An 18093-nucleotide genomic window follows, 5' to 3' on the forward strand; every position below is an offset into this window, starting at 1 on the left:
GCTATTTGCCTTTGCGGGCCTTGCGGGCCGCGTATTTGGCGTCACGCTTTGCCTTGCGATCGGCTTCGTCTGCCAGCAAGCGCGAAACCATGCTGCGTTCGGCTTCTTCCTTCGCATTGGCTTCGGCCTCGGCTGCAGCCTTGGCGGCAGCTTCGCGTTCCTCGCGCTCGCGTATTTCGGCTTCAGCCTTCTCACGCTTCTGACGCTCGCGTTCGGCCTGTCGTTGCGCCTTGGCCTCTGCAGCCGCCTTGCGTTCTTCCTGCTTTGCGATGACTTCGGGATCATTGGGGTCAGGCAGCTTCGCCATTGCCCTCTCCAGAAGCGCCTTCCTCGCTTCAACCGCGGACTGCCGGCGTTCGGCAAAGCCCTTTTCCTTGAATATCGCCAATTTGTACCTTCTGCGTCGCTTGAACTTCGTTGAGCGGTCTTAATGATGGCTCGCCCCGCGCAATTCAAGACGAAAAGGCGGATTTATACGATCAAGACGCAAAAGATTGAACGCGCGCACAGGCGAGCACGCGTTCATCGGGTGCAGTCTGGTCGCCTCAGGGTCGGGTATTGGCCCCGCATTCGCCGGGACGAATCATGCGATAGCCTTCGGCCGCCGCCGAGCATTCGTTGCCGAATGTCCGTACGTCGCTGTCGCGCTGCGCGCAGACAGGGCGGTAATCCTGAGTGCACGCCACTTGCGGGCGGGGCCTTTCTCTTTCAACCGGCGGACGCGGGCGCTCGCCCCGGATCGGAGGACGCGGCCTATCATTGCCGAACTCGGGGCGAGGGCGCGGGCGCTCATTGCCGCGTGGCGGACGGGGGCGCTCGCCACGGCACTCGCCACGGCTGACGATGCTGTAGCCCTCGGACCGGGCAACGCAGGCATTGCCGAAGGTCTGGAAGCGTCCGCGATACTCGCCGCAGACCGGGGCGTATTCGCGCGTGCAGATGCCGCCGCCGCGTCCTGGCGGTGGAGGCGGCCGCATTCCAGGGCTTTCCTCGACGACCACGCACGCCGCCAGAATTGTCCCGGTGATCGCAAGACCGGCGGCAATCTTCGCCACTGAAAGGAACTGCATGTGTTTCTCCTCCTGAGCCGTCCGCCTTGGACCAAACCGTCTGATGTCCAAACGATCCAGAAAACGTGACACTTTGCAAGCGATCCTTCACAGTAACGGGAACGGACGGCTAGATCGCGCATTCATGAAGATCGCGATTGGGGGAAAATCAGCATGAAGAGGAGAGCCGCGGACGATGCCGAGCCGAGCCTTCCCGAATCCATCGTCGTTCAGCCACCGCCGGCGCGCGGTGGGTTTGCCGTGACTGGCATCTTCATCATCCTGACCATCTACGCGCTCTTTTTTGGGCGCGAGTTTTTCATGCCCGTCATCCTGGCCTTTCTGTTCGCGCTGACGCTGACGCCCATCGTGCGTTTCGGTCGGCGTCGTGGAATTCCTGCACCGCTTTCGGCGACGGCGCTGGTGATCGGCTCCGCCGGCATCATCGGTCTTGGTGGCTATCTCCTGAGCGGGCCCCTGATGAACCTGATCGATGACGCGCCTCAGATCGGCTATACGCTGACGGAGCGGATTCAGCGCCTGCGAGGTCCATATGACCTGCTGATGGAGTTCACCGGTCAAATCGACGAGGTCACCGAAACCGTCGACGATCCCGGCGTCATGCGGGTCTCCGTGCAGCAGCCAGGGATACTGTCTCAGGCGGCCGGCAACATGCTCAGCATCGGAACCAACATCGCGATCGTCTTCGTGCTCTCGCTATTCCTGCTTGGCTCCGGGACGCTCTTCTACGAAAAGATCGTCCAGTCGTTCACGACGATGAGCGACAAGAAGCGCGCGCTGCGGGTCGTCTACGACGTCGAGCGCGAAGTTTCCCGCTATCTCTTCACCGTCGCTCTTATCAACGCCGCGCTCGGCACGGTCATCGGGCTTGGGCTCTGGGTGTTGGGTATGCCGACGCCGATGCTTTGGGGCGTGATGGCGGCCCTCCTGAATTTCCTGCCCTATATTGGTGCGCTGGCAACGATCGCGATCGTTGCCGTCATTTCGATCATATCGTTCGACAATATCGGCTACGCGATGCTCGTTCCGACCTTCGTGCTATTCTGCAACATCATCGAGGGACAGATCGTCACGCCCGTGATCGTGGGCCGTCGGCTCGAACTCAACGCCGTGGCCATCTTCATCGCCGTCGCCTTCTGGTCTTGGTTGTGGGGCTTTATCGGCGCGCTGATCGCCGTTCCGATCCTCGTCGTCATCAAGGTTTTCTGCGACCATTTCGAACGGCTTCAGCCGGTCGGCAATTTCCTGGCCGCGCACCAGACTTTCGACGACAGCGAGCGGCAGGCGGTCGCGACCGGGACAGGACCCGTGGCAACCAAAAGCATCGCCCAGAACGGGAAATAGAGCTCTATCTCAGCGCGCCGATCAACGACGCATCGGGAAAGCACGACGGCGGCAGGCCGTTCTTCGCCTGCCATTCGCCGATCGAACGCCGGGTCCGGAAACCGGGCAGTCCGTCGGCGCCGCCAACATCGTAGCCGAGTTGCTCGAGGCCGCGCTGCATGGCAGCGATGTCGGAGCGCAGCATCCTGGGCATGCGCTGCCATGAGCCGACGAAGGCCCGGTCGCCATACATGATCCTGTCGCCGGCGTGTCCCACGAACAGGGCGTAAAGGTCGCTCTCGTTGTAGTCCTTCAGCACGTAGAAGTTCGGCGTCACGATGAAGGCCGGGCCGGAGCGCCCGGCAGGCATGAGCAGATAGCCTTCCTGGCGTGCCTCGTGCTCGGGAAATGCGCGTCCACCAACGCGGCTCACGCCCATGGCGGCCCAGTCGGAGATGCGACGGCCCCGGTCCGGGCCCTCCAGCGCGCATGAGACGTTTTGGGGCACCGTCACCTCGAAACCCCAATCGCGGCCTTTCACCCAGCCATGGTTGGCCAGGTAGTTGGCGATCGACGCCAGCGTATCGGTCTGCGAGTTCCAGATGTCGGCGCGGCCGTCGCCGTCGGCATCGTAGGCGTGCTTCAGATAGGAGGTCGGCAGGAATTGCGGCTGGCCGAGTGCGCCCGCCCATGAGGATTTCATCATCGCTGGCGTTGCAAGGCCGCGCTGCACCATTTCGAGCGCGGCCAGCACTTCGTCGCGGAACATGTCCTTGCGGCGCGCCATGAACGCCTTGGTGCCCAACACCTCGAAGGCATTGTGCGGGATGTTGGCATTGCCGAAGCCGGATTCGCGTCCCCATACGGCGAGCAGGATGCCGCGCGGCACGCCGAAACGCTGCTCGATGGCATCGAGGGCAGATTTCAGCCGGGCCGCACGGCTGCGTCCGCCTGCAGTGACACCACCGACGATGTTCTCGGCGAAATAGTTGGCCGGCGCACCGAACTCCGCCTGATGCTGAACACGCGGCGTATCGGCCGTCTGGCCCGGCATTACCAGATCGGGAAGGTCGAGGTTGGGTCTGACCCCGCCAAGCGCTTCATTAAACGTTTCGGCAGAGATGCCGCGAGCGCGCGCAGAAGGCCACAGATCGTCCTGTAGCCATGACCGGAACTGTGCCGTTATATCCTGCGCCGCTGCTGGCAGGGGAGTGAGCGCCGCGGCGATGGCGATGCAGAGGGCATGGGCGAAACGTCGCATATCCGTCCTCTTCTAGTGGCGTTCAGTGTCAGAAGGCGGTTCGCGACCTTAGCGCGGCGGCGAGCGTGCCTTCATCGAGGTAGTCCAGTTCACCGCCAACCGGAACGCCGTGGGCAAGCCGGGTGACCTTCACGTCCATTCCCTCGAGCTGGTCGGTGATGTAGTGCGCCGTCGTCTGGCCCTCCACGGTTGCGTTCACCGCGAGGATGATCTCGCTGACGCCGCCCTCCGCGACGCGGGATACCAGCGACGCGATGTTGAGGTCTTCGGGCCGGATGCCGTCCAACGGCGAAAGCGTTCCGCCAAGCACATGGTACTTCGCATTGATCGCCGAGGCGCGCTCCAGCGCCCACAGGTCGGCGACGTCCTCCACCACGATGATCGTCGCGCCGTCGCGTCGCGGATCGGTGCATATGGTGCAGGGGTCGGACGTGTCGACATTGCCGCAGGTTGAGCAGACCCTCACCTTGTCGACTGCCTCGCCCATCGCGGCAGCCAGTGGCACAAGAAGCTGCTCCTTCTTCTTGATCATGTGCAGCGCGGCGCGGCGCGCCGAGCGGGGCCCGAGCCCCGGCACCTTGGCAAGGAGCTGCACCAGACGTTCGATTTCGGGACCGGCGATTCGCTTGGACATGGCCCGGTTTACCCGGGAACGGCAAAATTGGGTAGCGGCGGCGTCGTGGTGCGCTATCGTCTCGGTAGAGAATTGGTGATGCGGGCTCGACGCACGAAACCATGGAGCCACCGAATGCCCAGGACCGATGTGATGATCCGTGTTGCCACACCTGGTGATCTCGATCCGCTGGAGCGGCTGATCGCGGCGTCCTATGCCATGTTGGACGATGGTTCCTACGATCCTCAGGTGCTCGGCAAGGCCATGCCGGCGATCGCCCGGGCCAATCCGGCGCTGCTTGCCAGCGGCAGCTATTTCGTCGCGGAGATCGACGGCGAGGCGGCCGGGTGCGGCGGTTGGACGAGACAGAAGCCCGGCTCGGGCGACATCATCGACGGCGTCGCCCATATCCGCCACTTTGCCACGCATCCCGCGCATCTGCGCAAAGGCGTAGCGCGGGCGCTGCTCGACCATTGCCTCAACGAGGCAGCAGCGGCGGGCATCATGTTGATGAAAAGCCAGTCCACGCTTCCCGCCGAACCATTCTACGCGTCGGCGGGTTTCCGCCGCATTCGCCCCATCGAGGTCGAGACAGCGAAGGGCGTCTTCATTCCCGCGGTCGAAATGGAGCGGGTGCTTGCCTAGTCCGTGATCTTCGGCCGTTCCTGGCTCGCCAGCAGGGCGCCGATCGCATCGGCGGCATTGGGATCGATCTCGTCATAGGCCAAAGCCGGCGTCTTCGGCTGCTGGCTTTGCGTCGCCGGTGGCGTGGCCTTCGCGGTCTGCACGGCGCGTCGGCTGCGTTTCTCGTAGAAGGCGTTGCCGCCAGCTTCGAGCACGTAGTGCATGTTCTTGTACGGGAATGTCAGGCCTGCCTGGTGGAAGAACTTGGCGTTCTTCACTTCAGGGTGGCGCTCGCCCTTGAGGACTGAATCCGCAGCCGCCATGACGTCGGGCAGGGCCTTGGAGTTCATTGGGCGGCTCAGCACGCCTGGCGCGAACTGGTTCTTCTGACCGACGACGCCGCAGATCGTTTCCGGATATTGTCCGGATTCAACGCGGTTCATCACCACGCTTCCCACAGCCACCAGCCCGTCGCGGCTGGAACGGTTCGATTCGAAGAACATCGCCCGGGCCAGGCACTCGCGCTCTTTGGGCGTATGGCTATGGCTCGTCGTCGCACTTGTCGAGGATGTGGTGATGCCGTCGAGCAAATCCGCACTCTGGGTGCAAGCGGTCAAGGCAAACGAGACAGCGATGACGCACAGCGGCGCACGCCGCAGCATCCGGGAATTCTGGTACACTAGACTAAACCCTCTCCGAAAGGTCCCCGCCACATCGGATGCCTAACAGGAAAGGGATTTTTGAGGCAAAAGCATGGCCGTCAGACGGCCAGACCACGGCAAGGTCGATTTCCGCTGCTCAGAACGGCAGTTTCATGCCGGGCGGGATTGGCAGACCGGCGGTCAGTTCGCGCGACTTTTCCTGCATCGCGGCCTCGACCTTGGCCTTGGCGTCGTTGTGGGCGGCGAGGATGAGATCTTCCAGCACCTCAACGTCGTCTTCCTTGAAGAGCGACGGATCGATCTTCAGCGAACGCATTTCCGACTTGCCGGAAAGGGTCACCTTCACTAGGCCGCCACCCGACTGGCCGGTCTCTTCCAGCAAGGCGATCTCTTCCTGAAGGGCCTGCAGCTTCGACTGCATTTCCTTCGCCTTGCTCATCATGCCGAGGAGGTCTTTCATGGTCGTCTCCGAAACTGGTTAGATGTCTTCTTCATCGTCATTATCGATGCCGGGGTCAGGGAGCTGGTTGGCCGGCTCATCCAGTTCGTCCACCTCAGGCGCGTCGGGAATGCGGACGTCGATGATCTTCGCGCCCGGAAAACGCGACAGGATGGCCGCCACCGCCGGATCGCTGCGCGCGTCGAGAAATGCGGTTTCGCGCTTCGCCGCTTCGACCTCGGCCAGGGTCGATCCGCCTTGTTCGCGTGACAGGGAGACTACCCAGCGCCGGCCGGTCCAGTCCTGGAGCCTGTTCGAAAGGTCGTTGAGCAGCGTCTTGGGCGCGTCGCCGGTCAGCGCCACTTCGAGCTTGCCGTCCTCGATGCGCACCGGCCGCACATATTGCTTGAGCATCACCTTCAGCCGCATGTCGCGGTTGGCATCAGCCAGCGCGATGATATCGGCAATCGCATTGATGCGCGCCTTTGCCTCGGGCTCCGGCATGGAGGGCGCGGGCTCGATTTCAGGCCGTGCTTCCGCTGCAGGCTGCGAGGCTACCAGCCGCATCGTCTGCCCGCCTCCTCCATTGGACGAGGGCATGAAGGCGCTGCCAACGGCGGACGCGGCAGGACCCGGAGCCGTGCCTCCGCCATTGCCGCGCGGCGCAACGCCGCCCGAGGCCGGCGCGCCGCTGTCCAGCATCTTCAATGCTTCGTCGAGGGTCGGCAAGGAAGCGGCGTGGGCCAGCCTGATCAGTACCATCTCGGCGGCGTTGACCGGGCGGTTGGCGGTCTGGACCTCCGAGATGCCTTTCAGGAGCATCTGCCAGGTGCGCGACAGAACGCGGACCGACAGTGCGCCGGACATCTCCAGCCCGCGCGTGCGTTCGTCCTGCGACAACGCCGCGTCGTCGGCGGCGGAAGGCACGAACCGCATGCGGGTAACGAGGTGGTTGAATTCGGCCAGTTCGGTCAGCACCGTTGCCGGGTCGGCGCCTGCGTCGTACTGGGCACGGAATTCACCGAGTGCGGCGGCAATATCGCCTTTCATCAGTGTTTCGAACAGGTCGATAATGCGGGCTCGGTCGGCCAGGCCCAGCATGTCGCGTACGGTCTGGGCAGTCACCTTGCCAGAGGAATGCGAGATCGCCTGGTCGAAGATCGACTGCGCGTCACGCATCGAGCCCTCGGCGGCGCGCGCGATCATCGCCAGCGACTCGTCTTCGGCCTCGACGCCCTCCAGGTCGCCGATGTGCGCCAGATGCTGCTTGATGAGGGCGGCGTCGATGCGGCGCAGGTCGAAACGCTGGCAGCGCGACAGGATGGTGATCGGCACCTTGCGGATTTCGGTGGTCGCGAAGATGAACTTCACATGCGGCGGCGGCTCCTCCAGCGTCTTCAGCAGGCCGTTGAAGGCCTGATTGGAGAGCATGTGAACCTCGTCGATGATGTAAACCTTGTAGCGCGCGGAGACCGGCGCATAGCGCACCTGCTCGATGATGTCGCGGATGTCGTCGATGCCGGTATGGGAGGCCGCGTCCATCTCCAGCACGTCGACGTGTCGGCCTTCCATGATCGCGTCGCAATGGACGCCGGCGACGCTCAGGTCGACGGACGGCTGGTCGATCGCATCGGTCTTGTAGTTGAGCGCGCGCGCCAGGATGCGGGCAGTGGTGGTCTTGCCCACGCCGCGCACGCCCGTCAGCATCCATGCCTGCGCGATGCGGCCAGTGGAAAACGCATTTGTGAGAGTGCGCACCATCGGCTCCTGGCCGATGAGCCCCGTGAAGTCACGCGGGCGATATTTGCGGGCGAGCACGCGGTAGGCGGCTGGTTTGCCGGTCTCGTCTCGTCCGCTCGTTTCCATCGCGCGTGAACCAGCTCCCTGCGGTGGCGCCATTGCCTAGCAGCGCCGAGTTTCGCCCTCTCGGACCGGCGGCGTCAACCGGCGCTCGATGGCCCGGCCGATGGTGCCAGTGGAAAGGGAAGGGTGGGAGGCTGGCACGATGACCCGTGCCGTGGCTCGTTAGGGCTGCTTCCTTCCGGATCTGACCCGGTTGGCGAGTGGCTCGTCCACCACCAACCTCCCACGTCCCATATCGGCAATTCAGGATGCGATTGCAAGGCCGGATCTCGTCCGATCAACGATTCGCTTGCAGGCATTCCGCCCTGCCTCTAGCTTCGTCGCAACGATAGGGGGAAATGCCTTATGCCCGCCGTTACGGCAGGATTCGAGCTCGATCCGCGCATCGAGCGTGATACTGAGCCCTTGATGTGGCTCGGCTTGTGCGAGTTGCGCGTCATGAACGACCGTCGCTGGCCGTGGCTCATGCTCGTCCCGCAGAGGGTGCGGGCGGTCGAACTCCACGACCTGACGCCGCTCGACCAGACCATGCTGACATTCGAGGCAGACATGGTGAGCAAGGCACTCAAGGAAACGACGTCGTGCCGCAAGATCAACATCGCGGCGCTCGGCAACGTCGTGCCGCAACTGCACGTCCACCTCGTCGCGCGAAACGAGGGCGACCCCGGCTGGCCCGGCCCGGTCTGGGGATACGGCCAGCGCGAGCCCTACCGGCGCGAAGACCTGCACCAGTTCATCGCCGCCATCAAGGCTTCCCTGTCCCGCTAGGATTACAGTCTCCATGCCATTCTCACTCTTCGATGCTCCGGAGCGCGAGCCGAGCCAATTCGTCGGCTTCGCCGGCAATTGCATTGATCGACAATCGGAGAACCGCACCGAAGAGGCGCTGCCACTGGCGCTTGCCGATCCGCGTGTGCGGATACTTCAGACGCGTGGCGGACGCCTGTATCTGAAGCTGAACGGTGATGGCCGCTTCGATGGATATTTCACGCATGACGAGGCGCGCCGGATGGGAGCGAAGCTCGACCACGCCGTGTTGCTGGGGATGTCGAGCCTCGGGCCCGTCGTCATTGCACCGGGCGCGATCGAGCCTGATGATCTGCCTGAAACCATCAAGGCGATCGATCACCGTTCGGTCTATGTGCAAGGGCTTGTCGGCGAAGAGACGCTCGGCGAACTGGCACAGGGCGCGGCACTTTTGTCGTGGAACCACAGCCATCGCTTCTGCGGCCGCTGTGGGGGCGAAACCCAGATGCGCATTGGCGGCTACAAGCGCTCCTGCGCGTCGTGCGGTGCCGACCATTTCCCGCGCAGCGACCCTGTCGCGATCATGCTGACCGTCCGTGGCGAAAAATGCCTCCTCGGCCGCAGCCCGCATTTCGGCGCCGGCATGTATTCCTGCCTTGCCGGGTTCATCGAGCCGGGCGAAACCATCGAGGCGGCGGTGCGGCGCGAGACGCTCGAGGAATCCGGCATCCGGCTTGGGCGCGTCGCCTACCATGCCAGCCAGCCGTGGCCTTTTCCCTACTCCCTGATGATTGGGTGTTTCGGAGAAGCATTGAACGACGACATCGTCTTCGACGGCAAGGAACTCGAAGACTGCCGCTGGTTCAGCCGAACCGACGTTCAGGCGATGATCGCAGGCACGCACGCGGAAGGTCTCGCAATCCCGCCGCCTGGCGCAATCGCAAGCCACCTGATCCGGCATTGGGCGAACGGGTAGTTTCTCTCGAGCCGGCGTTCGATGACTGCGCTTTCTGCAAGCGCGACGTTTCAACGAATCCCAGGCCAGCAGGCATTTTGAGAAAATAGCTTTTCAGAAAGATAAATATCTTGACGGCAAGCTAATCTGCGCTCATATATCTTTTCGACAAGATAAATGGTCAGCCTAGGAGTCCACCAATGCTCAGTGTCCTTCGTCATGCCGAACCTGCCGCCGGTGAAGGCCGGACCGTACGCTTCGAGGGTCGCAGTCTGGGCGGACCGGTCTCGTTCTTTCTCGTCGATGCCGCGCCCGGACACGGCTCGTCTAGGCACATGCATCCCTATACCGAAACCTGGGTCGTGAGGCACGGCGAAGCCGCCTTCCGGGTCGGCGAGGAGACCACCTACGCCCAGGCCGGCGACATCGTCGTTGCCGCCGCGCACATCCCGCATGAATTCGTCAATGTCGGGTCGGGGCGCCTCGAACTCGTCTGCATTCACCCCAGCGACACGATCCAGCAGCAACCTGCCTGATCGTGCATTTCGTCGAAACCGAAAGGAGTTACCCATGCAAAAGCTGATATTCGTCAACCTGCCCGTGACTGACCTCTCCCGTGCCGTCCGCTTTTATGAAGCGATCGGCTGCACCAGGAACGAGGAGTTCAGCAATGACCAGTCGGCCCAGATGGTCTGGTCGGACACGATCTTCTTCCAGCTTCTCACACGCGATTATTTCGCGACCTTTACATCGCGGCCACTGGCCAATCCGGCCGACGCCGTCGGCGTGCTGATCGCGCTTTCGCACGCCAGCAGGGATGACGTGGACGCCACCACAAATGCTGCCGCGTCGGCGGGTGGCCAGGCCGACGTCCGCGAGCCGCAGGACTACGGCTTCATGTATTCGCGCGCCTTCGCTGACCCCGACGGGCACACATTCGAGCCGATGTGGATGGACATGAGCGCGATGCAGGCCAGCGAGCAGTAGCCGTGGACTAATCTGTTGCGTGACCGAATCCAGCGTGACGTCGAAGATTGATGCGTTGTTCACGCGCCGATCCGGTTGCAGTCATCTGACCGATGCCTGATCTCCAGCCAACGGCGACCTTGCAAACGCCCAACAGCCAAGTGATCAGGCATTGGTCAAAATTATTGCAGGGGACAGACATTGAGGGTAATAAACAACCTGCAATTGTAGCGGCATGAACAGTCCGGCCCGCCCTTGCCATTGGGATCGGACCCCAACGAGGCAGACATGTTCAACAAGACAAAGCGCGGTACCCAGTTCGTCGTGACCAAGGACGAAGACTTGATGAATGCAATCATCAAGGGGTCCGGCAGCACCAAGGAACTTTCCTCGAGCGCGCGGGCGACCGTGTCGAAGAAGCTGGCAAGTTTCAAGCTGTTCCGAAGCAGCATTTCCACAATCGGTCCACGCACGGCCTATCTGATCGTGCGCAACCCTTCCACGCGGTTTATCGGGGTGGTCTATAGCGAAGACGGTATCAACAACCATGACAGCGACCTCGCCGTGATGGCTGCCGTGCGCAAGAATCAAACATACTCTGTCTTCGAGCGATTCTGGAGCGACGGGATCTTCTGGAGGAAGTATGTCGATTATGCCTTCCGCAAACGCATTTTCGGCGGACCTCAACTCGACGCCGTAGAGGACGAGCAGCAACGCTCCCAGATCACGACGAATCGCGACGGCTGGATCAATGGCCGGACGTGGTACGATCAGGCCAATGACGGGGCTGATTCACCTCTGCCAAGCACTCTGGCGGGCGGCCATCGGGGTGAACAGGAAGAACTGCGCACGCTGCGTGGCGCGGTGAACTTCTAAAGGACGCTCAAATCCATCCTGGGACCCGACTCGCAGCCGATCAGTCGCTCTGAATCTGGCTGAGCCTGAAGGCGTTCGCCTCATAGACGCCAAGTATCCGTACTTCCTTCGAGAAGAAGGCCAGTTCCTTGAGCGCCTGGGCAACGTTCTTGTCTTCCGGGTGGCCTTCGATGTCGGCATAGAACTGGGTGGCGAAAAACGTGCCGCCGAGCTGGTAGCTCTCCAGCTTCGTCATGTTGACGCCATTGGTGGCGAAGCCGCCCATGGCCTTGTAGAGCGCGGCCGGGATGTTGTGTACGCGATAGACGAAGGTCGTCATCATGAGCTGGTCGGCGCTGGTGCGCTTTGCCCAGCTCTTTTCCTTCGAAAGCACGACGAAACGGGTGACGTTGTTTTCCGAATCCTCGACGTTCTCCTCGATGATGTCGAGCCCGTAGAGCGTCGAGGCAAGCCTCGGCGCCAGCGCCGCCATCGAGCGGTCGCCTTCCTCGGAGACGATTCGCGCTGCACCGGCCGTGTCGCCTGCAACGACAGGTTTCCAGCGATTCTTGCGGATCACCTTGCGGCACTGTCCGAGCGCGTGAATGTGGCTGTGGACCGACCTGATCTCGTCCTTCTTCACCCCGGGCAGTACCATGAGTTGGAAATGGATCGGCAGGAAATACTCGGCCACGATGTGTAGCCTGGATTCCGGCAGAAGGTGATGGATGTCGGCCACGCGCCCGGCCAGCGTATTCTCAATCGGGATCATCGCGAGGTCGGCCTTGCCGCTTTCGACGGCGTTGAAGGCGTCTTCAAAAGACGGACAGGGAAGGGGCTCCATGTCGGGAAACATGTCGCGGCACGCAGTATCGGAGTTTGCGCCGGGTTCGCCCTGGAAGGAGATCCTGTTGGTCTTCGTCATGTCGTCCTGCCTTCAATGATTTCGCGCGCGCGCTCAAGGTCGTCCGGCGTATCCACGCCCAGCGGCACCGTGGCGACGATCTGGGCATCGATGCGCATGCCGGCCTCCAGCGCGCGTAGCTGCTCCAGCCTTTCTCTTTTCTCCAGCGTCGAGGGCTGGAGTGCCACGAAGCGGGCCAGCGCTTCACGCCGGTAAGCGTAAAGGCCAACGTGATGATAGAGTGGGCCGTCACCCCAAGGTGCGGTGGCCCGCGTGAAGTACAGCGCCCGCAGACGATCCTCCGACAGCGGCGCGCCGACGATCTTGACCACGTTCGGGTTGGTCTTTTCGTCCGCGCGACCGATCTCGACGCCCAGCGTCGAGATATCGACGGCCGGATCGTCAAGCGGATTGAGCGCTGCGGCAACCAGCGCCGGATCGAGCGTCGGCAGGTCGCCCTGGACATTGACGACGATGTCGACGGCGCCGTCCGGATCGAGTGCCTGCAGCGCTTCGAAGATGCGGTCAGAGCCCGACTGGTGGCCGGAGCCCGTCATCGCAGCCTCGTGGCCATGAGCAGATACCGCTGCCGCGATTTGCGGCGAATCAGTCGCCACCACGACCCTTCCGATGCCGGCGGCCGCCGCGCGTTCGGCAACATGGACGATCATCGGACGTCCGCAGATGTCGGCCAGAGGCTTGCCGGGCAGGCGGGTGGCGGCCATTCGCGCCGGTATCAGGACAAGGATCGACATGGTTCCGGCTGGTTCGGCGCGAGCGCTAAAGTGGCAAAAGGTCTCACTTGGAATGGCCCTTATAGGTGTTGCAAGGATCGAGCAAAAGACCTAGTTTCCGCGCGATTTCACCGGCATCTACCGCACGGGGGATTTGGCGCGCGCACGAGGGGTGGGCAGCTTGCTACGGTGCGGTCGGACAAGGGAGCCTTTAGGTAGATGATGGACTCGTTTGAACTCAACAAGCTGATCGGCGCGTTTCTTGCGGTCGTATTCGTGGTCTTTTCGGTCAGCATCGTGTCCGATTCCATTTTCTCGAGCCATGCACCCGAGACACCCGGCTATGCGATTGTGGTTCCCGAAGAACCCGAGGGCGGGGAAGCTGCCGTCGAGGAAGAAGGGCCGTCGATCGCCGAACTCCTGCAGAACGCGGACGCCGAGGCTGGCCAGGCGGCATTCCGTCCGTGCGCAGCCTGCCACAATGTCGAGCAGGGTGGCCCCAACATGGCGGGCCCGAACCTCTGGGGTGTCGTCAATCGCCCGGTAGCGAGCCACGAGGGCTTCAACTACTCGGCAGCGATGCGCGAGTTCTCCGAAGGCGGCTCGGTCGTCTGGGATTTCGACCATCTGAGCGAGTTCCTCAGGGCGCCCCGCTCCTACATCCAGGGCACGGCGATGGCCTTTGCGGGTATCCGCAATCCGGAGCAGGAAGCCGACGTTATCGCCTACCTGCGTTCGCTGTCTGATGATCCGGCACCGCTTCCCGAGCCGGCTGCCGCAGAAGAGGCCGCACCCGCCGAGGGTGAGGACGGCGCTGCCGCCGCGCCCGAGGAAGGCGCCAGCGAAGATGGAGCCGCACCGGCGGCTGCTGAAGACGAGGCCGCCGAGCCGGCCACGGATGCTGCGCCGGCCACCGAAGAGGCTGCTCCAGAGTCGGGCGATAACGCTGCTCCTGCGGCAAGCGAGGATGGGGCCGCAGAGCCTGGCACCGAGGCCGAGAGCCCGGCGGAGCCCATCGAACCCACGCCGGAAGGGGATGGCACGTCTGCCTCGCCCGAGCCGGAAGCCGGTGTGACCACCAGCGAGCCGCCCGAAGCGGAGCGCCCTGTCCAAGAATGACGAAGATGTAATCTTCAGATCACGAAAAAGCCGGGTTTCGCCCGGCTTTTTTGTTAGCCTGAGAAGGACGCAAAAGTTTTCGGGGCAAAGCGGTTTCCATCCGCGCCGTGAGAGCTACTCTAAAAGACACGAGATTTAGCCAGACGAGGACGATATGGGATTTTCGCGCATCCGCAGACTGACCCTCACGGCGATGGCCACGGCGAGCCTGCTGGTCGCAGCCGGGACCGCGGGCGCGGTGGATTGGCGCAGTACCTCTTCGCTGATAAACGCGGATGCAGAGACTGCACCCTTCGAGCGCTATGATCACGTCAATCCGGACGCGCCAAAAGGTGGCCGGCTCAACTCGGTCGTTCCCGGCACCTTCGACAGCTTCAACCCGTTTATCGTGCGTGGCACCGCGGCGGCGGGCCTCAACTATTTCGGCGGCATTCTCTGGGATACGCTGATGCAGCAGTCGCTGGCCGATCCCGGCACCAGTCACGGCCTGATCGCCGACGCGTTCAAATATCCCGAGGACTATTCTTCCGCCACCTATCGCATCAACGAACGCGCGCGCTGGCACGACGGCCAACCGATCACCGCGGAAGATGTCGTCTGGTCGTTCAACGTGCTCAAGGAGCACAGCCAGATGCACAACCGCTATTATGCAAACGTGACAGAGGCGGTGGCGGTTTCGGACCGTGAGGTGGAATTCAAGTTCGACCAGACCGGCAACCGCGAATTGCCGCATATCATGGGTGACCTGCCGGTTCTCCCCAAACATTGGTGGGAAGGCACGGATGCCGAAGGGCGCCAGCGCGACGTGACGCAGCCAACCCTTGAGCCGCCGCTTGGCTCGGGAGCCTATCGGATCGAGAGCTTCCGTCCCGGCGCAGACATCACCTGGGAACGCGTCGAAGACTATTGGGCAGCCGACCTGCCAGTGAATATCGGACGCAACAATTTCGACCGTCGTCGCTACACCTATATCCAGGACGACAACGCCGCATGGCAGGCCTTCACCAAGGGCGGGCTTCAGGACATCCGCGTCGAGAACCGCGCAGGCCGCTGGGCAACGGAGTACAATTTTCCGGCTTTCGAGCGTGGCGACGTTGTCAAGGAGACGTTCCAGAGCAATTCCGGCGAACCGATGCAGGGCTTCGTGCTCAACACGCGCCGCCCGCAATTCCAGGATCGCCGCGTTCGCCAGGCGCTGACGCTTGCCTATGATTTCGAAAGTCTCAACCGGCTTCAGTTTCACGATCTCTACCAGCGCACGGACAGTTTCTTCGAGGGAGGCGAATTGGCTTCCAGCGGCCTTCCCGAGGGGCTGGAGCTGGAGATTCTCGAGACGGTTCGCGACGAGGTGCCGCCGGAGGTGTTCACCGAGCCGTTCACGCTGCCGGTCCACGACACCCCGCAGACGTCGCGGGATCATCTGCGCAGGGCATCGCAGCTCTTGGCCGAGGCCGGTTGGACGCCGCAGGGGCGGCAACTCGTCAACGAGAACGGTGAACCGTTCAGGATCGAGTTCCTATCGTCAAACCCCGACTCCGAGCGCACGACCGGCCCCTACATCAACACGCTCAGGCGGCTGGGCATCGACGCCTCGCTTCGGATCATCGATTCCAGCCAGTATGTGAACCGTGTTCGGGACTACGATTACGACGTGATCACCGGCATCGTCATGCAGTCGCAGTCGCCCGGCAACGAGCAGCGCGAGTTCTGGAGTTCCGAGGCTGCGGACCTTCCCGACACGCGCAACTATGCTGGCATCAAGAACCCGGCGGTGGACAAGCTGGTCGACCGCATCATCTTCGCCAAGGACCGTGAAGAACTGGTCGCCGCCACCCATGCGCTCGATCGCGTGCTGCTGTGGGGCTACTACTACGTGCCGCAATACCACAATTCCGAGATCTGGGTCGCGCACTGGAACAAGTTCGGCATACCGGAAGAACAGCCGGCCTATGTCGGCGTCGACATCGATTCATGGTGGGTTCTCCAGGATCGGGAAGCCGTCATCGACGAGGAATATGCCGATGAGGACGCCGAATGACCGACCGGCAGGACCTGTCGCGGCGCCGTTTCCTGTTTCTGGCAGGCGCAACGGCGGGTGTCCCGCTGCTGATGCGCGACGCGCTCGCGCAGTCGCCGACGGACACGCCGCTGCACGGGCTTTCGGCGTTCGGAAACCTCAAGCGTGCGGCTGGCTTCCCGCATTTCGATTACGTCGACCCGGATGCGCCCAAGGGCGGGCGCATCATCACCATGTCGCCTTCGCGCGCCTACAACCAGAGCTTCAACACCTTCGACACGCTCAACATGTATGTGCTGCGTGGCAATGGCGCGTTTGGAATGCCGCTTACCTTCGCGTCGCTGATGCAGAGCGCGTCGGACGAGATCGGAGCAGCATATGCCTATGCAGCCGAGTCCGTGACGCTGAGCGCCGACAGGCTGGCCCTCACATTCCCGATCAACCCGAGCGCGAAATTCCATGATGGCAGCCCTATCACGGCAAAGGACGTTGTGTTCTCGCTGACGACGCTGCGCGATTCGGGCCACGAGAATCTTGCAAGCGATCTGCGGCAGATCGAATCCGTCGAGGCCCTCGACGAGGCGACGGTGTCGATCCGTCTCGCACCCGATACCGGGATGTCGACCGTGCTGACGATCGTCGCGGGATGTCCGATTTTTTCCGCAGCATGGTGGGAGGGGCGCGAGTTCACCGCGTCGCTGTCGGAGGGCCCCCTCGGCTCGGGGCCCTACCGTGTCGACAACTTCGCCTTCGGCTCCTACATCGAATTCGACCGCGTCGAGGATTTCTGGGGCGCCGATCATCCGACGATGCGTGGCCGGTACAATTTCGACCGCATACGCTACGATTACTACCGCGACCGCAACGCCGCTTTCGAGGCATTCAAGGGCGGCAAGGTGCTGTTTCGCGAGGAGTTCACGTCGCGCAACTGGGCGGTCGACTACAATTTCCCGGCCATCCAGGACGGACGCGTCAAACGCGAGGAACTGCCCGACGAGGTTCCGTCGGGTGGTCAGGCATGGTTCTTCAACACGAGGCGGGAGAAATTTTCCGATCCGCTCATTCGACAGGCGATCGGCTTGCTGTTCGATTTCGAGTGGATCAACGCCAACATTATGTACGACTCCTTCGAGCGATCGTCGTCCTTCTACGAAAAGACGGACTACGAGGCCTCTGGACTGCCGGGCGAGGCTGAATTGGCGATCCTCGAACCGCTTCGCGAGAGCATTCCGGCCGCAGCCTTCGTAGAGCCGTATGTCGCGCCGGTCAGCGACGGATCCGGCCGCGATCGCGCCAAGGCGCGGCAGGCGCTGGAACTCTTCACGCGGGCCGGTTGCAAGCTGGAGGGCAGGCGGCTGCTGCTGCCATCCGGCGAGCAACTGTCGATCGAGTTCCTCGACGACGACAATTCCTTCGAGCCGCACCACAACGCGTTCATCCGCAATCTGAGGCAACTGGGAATCGACGCGACCTATCGGGTCGTCGATGCCTCGCAATACTCGCTGCGCGTGCGCGACTTCGATTTCGACATGACCGTGGCGCGCTACACCATGCCGCTCTATCCGGATCGGTTCATCAGGCAGATTTTCGGTTCGAGCAGTGCCGCATCGCCTGGTTCCTACAATCTTGCCGGCGTCGCCAATCCGGCAATCGACGCCATCCTGGATGCAATCATCGAAGCGGAGACGCAAGACGAGTTCACCGCGGCCAATCGCGCGATGGATCGTGTGCTGCGGGCGGAGCACTATTTCATATTCCAGTGGCACAAGGCGACGCGCTGGATCGCTTACTGGGATCACTACGACCGTCCTGCAACCAAGCCGCGCTACGACACCGGCGTCCTCGACACGTGGTGGACGCGGCCGGATCAGGTCGAGGCCACGGGCATGTCCGGTTGACGCAAGCTTGCGATGCGATAGGGAAGGTCGACGACGACATGTT

General features: G+C 62.7%; 18 protein-coding genes, 1 other RNA gene and 1 pseudogene. 10 read left to right on the forward strand and 10 right to left on the reverse strand.

Going from position 1 to position 18093, the window contains the following annotated elements:
- Position 1 precedes the first annotated feature (1 nt).
- Positions 2–388 (reverse strand): DUF6481 family protein, encoded by a 387-nt coding sequence (locus AAFN84_RS00805; RefSeq protein ID WP_347512437.1) that lies wholly within the window; start codon positions 386–388, stop codon positions 2–4.
- Between the two features lie 157 nt (positions 389–545).
- Positions 546–1070, reverse strand: coding sequence for a protease inhibitor (locus tag AAFN84_RS00810; protein ID WP_347512438.1), 525 nt, complete (start codon positions 1068–1070; stop codon positions 546–548).
- A 153-nt stretch (positions 1071–1223) separates the two neighbouring features.
- Between AAFN84_RS00810 and AAFN84_RS00815 the strand changes: the two genes are divergently transcribed.
- The gene (locus AAFN84_RS00815) at positions 1224–2414 is read left to right on the forward strand and encodes an AI-2E family transporter (protein WP_347512440.1); all 1191 of its coding nucleotides are present in this window, start codon (positions 1224–1226) and stop codon (positions 2412–2414) included.
- A 4-nt stretch (positions 2415–2418) separates the two neighbouring features.
- Here the strand turns inward: AAFN84_RS00815 and AAFN84_RS00820 are convergent, their stop codons facing one another.
- Both AAFN84_RS00820 and recR read right to left on the reverse strand, forming a co-directional pair.
- A complete protein-coding gene (locus tag AAFN84_RS00820) occupies positions 2419–3654 on the reverse strand; it encodes a lytic murein transglycosylase (protein WP_347512442.1) in 1236 nt (411 codons plus the stop codon).
- 28 nt (positions 3655–3682) lie between these two features.
- The gene (gene recR / locus AAFN84_RS00825) at positions 3683–4288 is read right to left on the reverse strand and encodes a recombination mediator RecR (protein ID WP_347512444.1); all 606 of its coding nucleotides are present in this window, start codon (positions 4286–4288) and stop codon (positions 3683–3685) included.
- 114 nt (positions 4289–4402) lie between these two features.
- Between recR and AAFN84_RS00830 the strand changes: the two genes are divergently transcribed.
- On the forward strand, positions 4403–4912 hold the full coding sequence (locus AAFN84_RS00830) for a GNAT family N-acetyltransferase (protein WP_347512446.1): 510 nt from the start codon (positions 4403–4405) through the stop codon (positions 4910–4912).
- A gap of 149 nt (positions 4913–5061) precedes the next feature.
- On the opposite strand, the pseudogene AAFN84_RS00835 reads toward AAFN84_RS00830, so the two are convergent.
- The 4 genes and pseudogenes from AAFN84_RS00835 to ffs form a co-directional block, all read right to left on the reverse strand.
- Positions 5062–5553, reverse strand: a pseudogene (locus tag AAFN84_RS00835) (cell wall hydrolase); the annotation flags it as partial.
- Positions 5554–5689: 136 nt separating this feature from the next.
- Positions 5690–6013, reverse strand: coding sequence for a YbaB/EbfC family nucleoid-associated protein (locus AAFN84_RS00840; protein ID WP_347512447.1), 324 nt, complete (start codon positions 6011–6013; stop codon positions 5690–5692).
- Between the two features lie 18 nt (positions 6014–6031).
- Positions 6032–7858 carry a DNA polymerase III subunit gamma/tau gene (locus tag AAFN84_RS00845; protein ID WP_347512448.1) on the reverse strand — a complete coding sequence of 609 codons (1827 nt, stop codon included), beginning with the start codon at positions 7856–7858 and terminating at the stop codon, positions 6032–6034.
- A gap of 123 nt (positions 7859–7981) precedes the next feature.
- Positions 7982–8079, reverse strand: an RNA gene (gene ffs, locus AAFN84_RS00850) — signal recognition particle sRNA small type.
- A 121-nt stretch (positions 8080–8200) separates the two neighbouring features.
- On the opposite strand from ffs, the gene AAFN84_RS00855 reads away from it, so the two are divergent.
- The 5 genes from AAFN84_RS00855 to AAFN84_RS00875 all read left to right on the forward strand — a co-directional run bounded on the left by AAFN84_RS00855 (position 8201) and on the right by AAFN84_RS00875 (position 11399).
- Positions 8201–8623 (forward strand): HIT family protein, encoded by a 423-nt coding sequence (locus AAFN84_RS00855; RefSeq protein ID WP_347512450.1) that lies wholly within the window; start codon positions 8201–8203, stop codon positions 8621–8623.
- Between the two features lie 13 nt (positions 8624–8636).
- Entirely contained in the window at positions 8637–9578 is a 942-nt protein-coding gene (nudC, locus tag AAFN84_RS00860) for an NAD(+) diphosphatase (RefSeq protein WP_347512451.1), read from the forward strand.
- A gap of 179 nt (positions 9579–9757) precedes the next feature.
- Positions 9758–10093 (forward strand): cupin domain-containing protein, encoded by a 336-nt coding sequence (locus AAFN84_RS00865; RefSeq protein ID WP_347512452.1) that lies wholly within the window; start codon positions 9758–9760, stop codon positions 10091–10093.
- A 34-nt stretch (positions 10094–10127) separates the two neighbouring features.
- Positions 10128–10544, forward strand: coding sequence for a VOC family protein (locus tag AAFN84_RS00870; protein WP_347512454.1), 417 nt, complete (start codon positions 10128–10130; stop codon positions 10542–10544).
- Between the two features lie 303 nt (positions 10545–10847).
- A complete protein-coding gene (locus tag AAFN84_RS00875) occupies positions 10848–11399 on the forward strand; it encodes a hypothetical protein (protein WP_347512455.1) in 552 nt (183 codons plus the stop codon).
- 40 nt (positions 11400–11439) lie between these two features.
- On the opposite strand, the gene AAFN84_RS00880 is transcribed toward AAFN84_RS00875, so the two are convergent.
- Entirely contained in the window at positions 11440–12303 is an 864-nt protein-coding gene (locus AAFN84_RS00880; protein ID WP_347512457.1) for a prephenate dehydratase, read from the reverse strand.
- Positions 12300–13037, reverse strand: coding sequence for a 3-deoxy-manno-octulosonate cytidylyltransferase (locus AAFN84_RS00885; RefSeq protein ID WP_347512458.1), 738 nt, complete (start codon positions 13035–13037; stop codon positions 12300–12302). Before AAFN84_RS00885 ends, AAFN84_RS00880 begins: the two co-directional genes overlap by 4 nt.
- 198 nt (positions 13038–13235) lie before the next feature.
- Here AAFN84_RS00885 and AAFN84_RS00890 point away from each other — a divergent pair, with 198 nt between their 5' ends.
- The 3 genes from AAFN84_RS00890 (at position 13236) to AAFN84_RS00900 (ending at position 18050) form a co-directional block, all read left to right on the forward strand.
- Positions 13236–14135: a cytochrome c family protein gene (locus tag AAFN84_RS00890; protein WP_347512459.1), complete on the forward strand. Its 900-nt coding sequence runs from the start codon at positions 13236–13238 to the stop codon at positions 14133–14135.
- 193 nt (positions 14136–14328) lie between these two features.
- Positions 14329–16173 carry an extracellular solute-binding protein gene (locus tag AAFN84_RS00895; RefSeq protein WP_347513758.1) on the forward strand — a complete coding sequence of 615 codons (1845 nt, stop codon included), beginning with the start codon at positions 14329–14331 and terminating at the stop codon, positions 16171–16173.
- Positions 16170–18050, forward strand: coding sequence for an extracellular solute-binding protein (locus AAFN84_RS00900; protein ID WP_347512460.1), 1881 nt, complete (start codon positions 16170–16172; stop codon positions 18048–18050). Before AAFN84_RS00895 ends, AAFN84_RS00900 begins: the two co-directional genes overlap by 4 nt.
- The last annotated feature ends 43 nt before the right edge of the window (positions 18051–18093 follow it).

Source organism: Mesorhizobium sp. CAU 1741, assembly GCF_039839275.1.
Classification (GTDB): domain Bacteria; phylum Pseudomonadota; class Alphaproteobacteria; order Rhizobiales; family Rhizobiaceae; genus Aerobium.

Excerpts from the sequence above, each read along its gene's own strand:
- AAFN84_RS00845 (WP_347512448.1), bottom strand. The coding sequence starts at position 7,858 with ATGGAAACGAGCGGACGAGACGAGACCGGCAAACCAGCCGCCTACCGC.
- AAFN84_RS00880 (WP_347512457.1), bottom strand. The coding sequence starts at position 12,303 with ATGACGAAGACCAACAGGATCTCCTTCCAGGGCGAACCCGGCGCAAAC.
- nudC (WP_347512451.1), top strand. The coding sequence starts at position 8,637 with ATGCCATTCTCACTCTTCGATGCTCCGGAGCGCGAGCCGAGCCAATTC.
- AAFN84_RS00895 (WP_347513758.1), top strand. The coding sequence starts at position 14,329 with ATGGCCACGGCGAGCCTGCTGGTCGCAGCCGGGACCGCGGGCGCGGTG.
- AAFN84_RS00900 (WP_347512460.1), top strand. The coding sequence starts at position 16,170 with ATGACCGACCGGCAGGACCTGTCGCGGCGCCGTTTCCTGTTTCTGGCA.
- AAFN84_RS00890 (WP_347512459.1), top strand. The coding sequence starts at position 13,236 with ATGATGGACTCGTTTGAACTCAACAAGCTGATCGGCGCGTTTCTTGCG.
- AAFN84_RS00830 (WP_347512446.1), top strand. The coding sequence starts at position 4,403 with ATGCCCAGGACCGATGTGATGATCCGTGTTGCCACACCTGGTGATCTC.
- AAFN84_RS00865 (WP_347512452.1), top strand. The coding sequence starts at position 9,758 with ATGCTCAGTGTCCTTCGTCATGCCGAACCTGCCGCCGGTGAAGGCCGG.
- AAFN84_RS00885 (WP_347512458.1), bottom strand. The coding sequence starts at position 13,037 with ATGTCGATCCTTGTCCTGATACCGGCGCGAATGGCCGCCACCCGCCTG.
- AAFN84_RS00820 (WP_347512442.1), bottom strand. The coding sequence starts at position 3,654 with ATGCGACGTTTCGCCCATGCCCTCTGCATCGCCATCGCCGCGGCGCTC.
- AAFN84_RS00870 (WP_347512454.1), top strand. The coding sequence starts at position 10,128 with ATGCAAAAGCTGATATTCGTCAACCTGCCCGTGACTGACCTCTCCCGT.
- AAFN84_RS00815 (WP_347512440.1), top strand. The coding sequence starts at position 1,224 with ATGAAGAGGAGAGCCGCGGACGATGCCGAGCCGAGCCTTCCCGAATCC.
- AAFN84_RS00840 (WP_347512447.1), bottom strand. The coding sequence starts at position 6,013 with ATGAAAGACCTCCTCGGCATGATGAGCAAGGCGAAGGAAATGCAGTCG.
- AAFN84_RS00810 (WP_347512438.1), bottom strand. The coding sequence starts at position 1,070 with ATGCAGTTCCTTTCAGTGGCGAAGATTGCCGCCGGTCTTGCGATCACC.
- AAFN84_RS00855 (WP_347512450.1), top strand. The coding sequence starts at position 8,201 with ATGCCCGCCGTTACGGCAGGATTCGAGCTCGATCCGCGCATCGAGCGT.
- recR (WP_347512444.1), bottom strand. The coding sequence starts at position 4,288 with ATGTCCAAGCGAATCGCCGGTCCCGAAATCGAACGTCTGGTGCAGCTC.